This window comes from Achromobacter sp. Marseille-Q0513 (assembly GCF_018195695.1).
GTDB lineage: Bacteria > Pseudomonadota > Gammaproteobacteria > Burkholderiales > Burkholderiaceae_B > Achromobacter.
Map to the genome: position 1 here is coordinate 1 of NZ_JAGTJY010000357.1, position 1,649 is coordinate 1,649.

A 1,649-nucleotide genomic window follows, 5' to 3' on the forward strand; every position below is an offset into this window, starting at 1 on the left:
TCGTTCATCATCCTGGTCGAGGCCGCGCTGATCACGCCGCCCGTGGGTCTGAACCTGTTCGTGGTGCAGAGCCTGCGCAAGAGCGGTTCCATGGGCGCGGTCATCGTCGGCAGCCTGCCGTTCGTGCTGGCCATGGCCGTGATGCTGGCGCTGCTGGCATGGTGGCCGGACCTGGCGCTGTGGCTGCCGCGCGCCTTCGGCTAGGCAGGCGCATTTTCTCTTGACTCTTCCCGGGCGGCGCCCGTGCCGCCCCGGGGTTCCCATCGCCCCGATGCGGGGCAGGCGCCCGCGCGGCGGGCCATCCCACTCATCACTCATTGGCAGGACAGACATGAAAGCCGTATTCCAGATCGAAGGTTCGACCCCTCGCCAGGTCGAGGTCGACTTCAACACCCTGATCGTCGCCGGCTGGGCCGGGCGCGACATGGCCGCCATCGAGCATCACATCGAGGAACTGGCCGCCATCGGCGTGCCGCGTCCCACCAGCGTGCCGCTGTACTACCGCATTGCCGACAACCAGCTGACCCAGGCCGAGACGGTGCAGGCCGTGGGCGGCGATTCGTCGGGCGAGGTCGAGACCTTCGTCTTCGCCGTCGACGGCGAGATGTATGTCAGCATCGCTTCGGACCACACCGACCGCAAGCTGGAGACCTACAGCGTGGCGCTGTCCAAGCAGGTCTGCGTCAAGCCGGTGGCGCGCGCGGCCTGGCCGCTGGCCGACGTGGCGGGCCACTGGGACGAGCTGGTCATCCGCTCGTACATCGTCGAGAACGGCGAGCGCGTGCTGTACCAGGAAGGCCCGCTGGCCAGCCTGCGCACGCCGCAGGACCTGATTGCCGGCTACACCGGCGGCGCGGCGGTGCTGCCGGAAGGCGCCGGCATGACCTGCGGCACCGTGGGCGCCATCGGCGGCATCCGTCCGGCGGCCGACTTCAGCATGGAACTGTATGACCCGCGTCGCCAGCGCAGCCTGCGGCACCGGTATCATGTCGAGGAACTGCCGGTGGTGGCCTGAGGCCGGCCCGGGCAGTCCCTGACACGTCTGTATTTCTCTCATGCCGCGCGGCGGCGCTTTGGATCGCTATGCCATTGACCTTGAATGAACTGACGACGGCCCTCGAAGAGGGCAGCACGACCTCCGTCCAGCTGACCGAACAGGCGCTGGCGCGCGCCACGGATCCGGCGGGCGAGGGCGCCCGCGCCTATACCCGGCTGTACGCCGAATCGGCGCTGGCCCAGGCGCGCGCCTCGGACACGCTGCGCGCGGCCGGGGTGGTCCGCTCGGCGGTGGAGGGCCTGCCCGTCAGCATCAAGGACCTGTTCGACGTCAAGGGAGAAACCACCATGGCCGGCTCGGTGGCGCGCGAAGGCGAGCCTGCCGCCGAACACAATGCCGTGGTGGTGGACCGGCTGATCGCCGCCGGCGCGGTCATCGTCGGCCGCACCAACATGACCGAGTTCGCGTACTCGGGCCTGGGCATCAATCCGCATTACGGCACGCCGCTAAATCCCTGGGACCGCGCCACCGGCCGCATCCCCGGCGGCTCCTCGTCGGGCGCGGCGGTATCGGTGGCCGACGGCATGGCCGCCGCCGCCATCGGCTCGGACACCGGCGGCTCGGTGCGGATCCCGGCGGCGCTGTGCGGGCT

General features: G+C 70.0%; 3 protein-coding genes. All 3 read left to right on the forward strand.

Going from position 1 to position 1,649, the window contains the following annotated elements; translation table 11 throughout:
* The coding region (locus tag KDH83_RS30585) for a TRAP transporter large permease subunit (protein WP_212322775.1) at nt 1-204 on the forward strand (204 nt) is incomplete at its 5' end.
* Between the two features lie 127 nt (nt 205-331).
* Nucleotides 332-1,015 carry a DUF2848 domain-containing protein gene (locus KDH83_RS30590; protein ID WP_212322777.1) on the forward strand — a complete coding sequence of 228 codons (684 nt, stop codon included), beginning with the start codon at nt 332-334 and terminating at the stop codon, nt 1,013-1,015.
* Between the two features lie 68 nt (nt 1,016-1,083).
* A partial coding sequence (locus KDH83_RS30595; protein WP_249205465.1) for an amidase family protein occupies nt 1,084-1,649 on the forward strand: 566 nt, incomplete at its 3' end.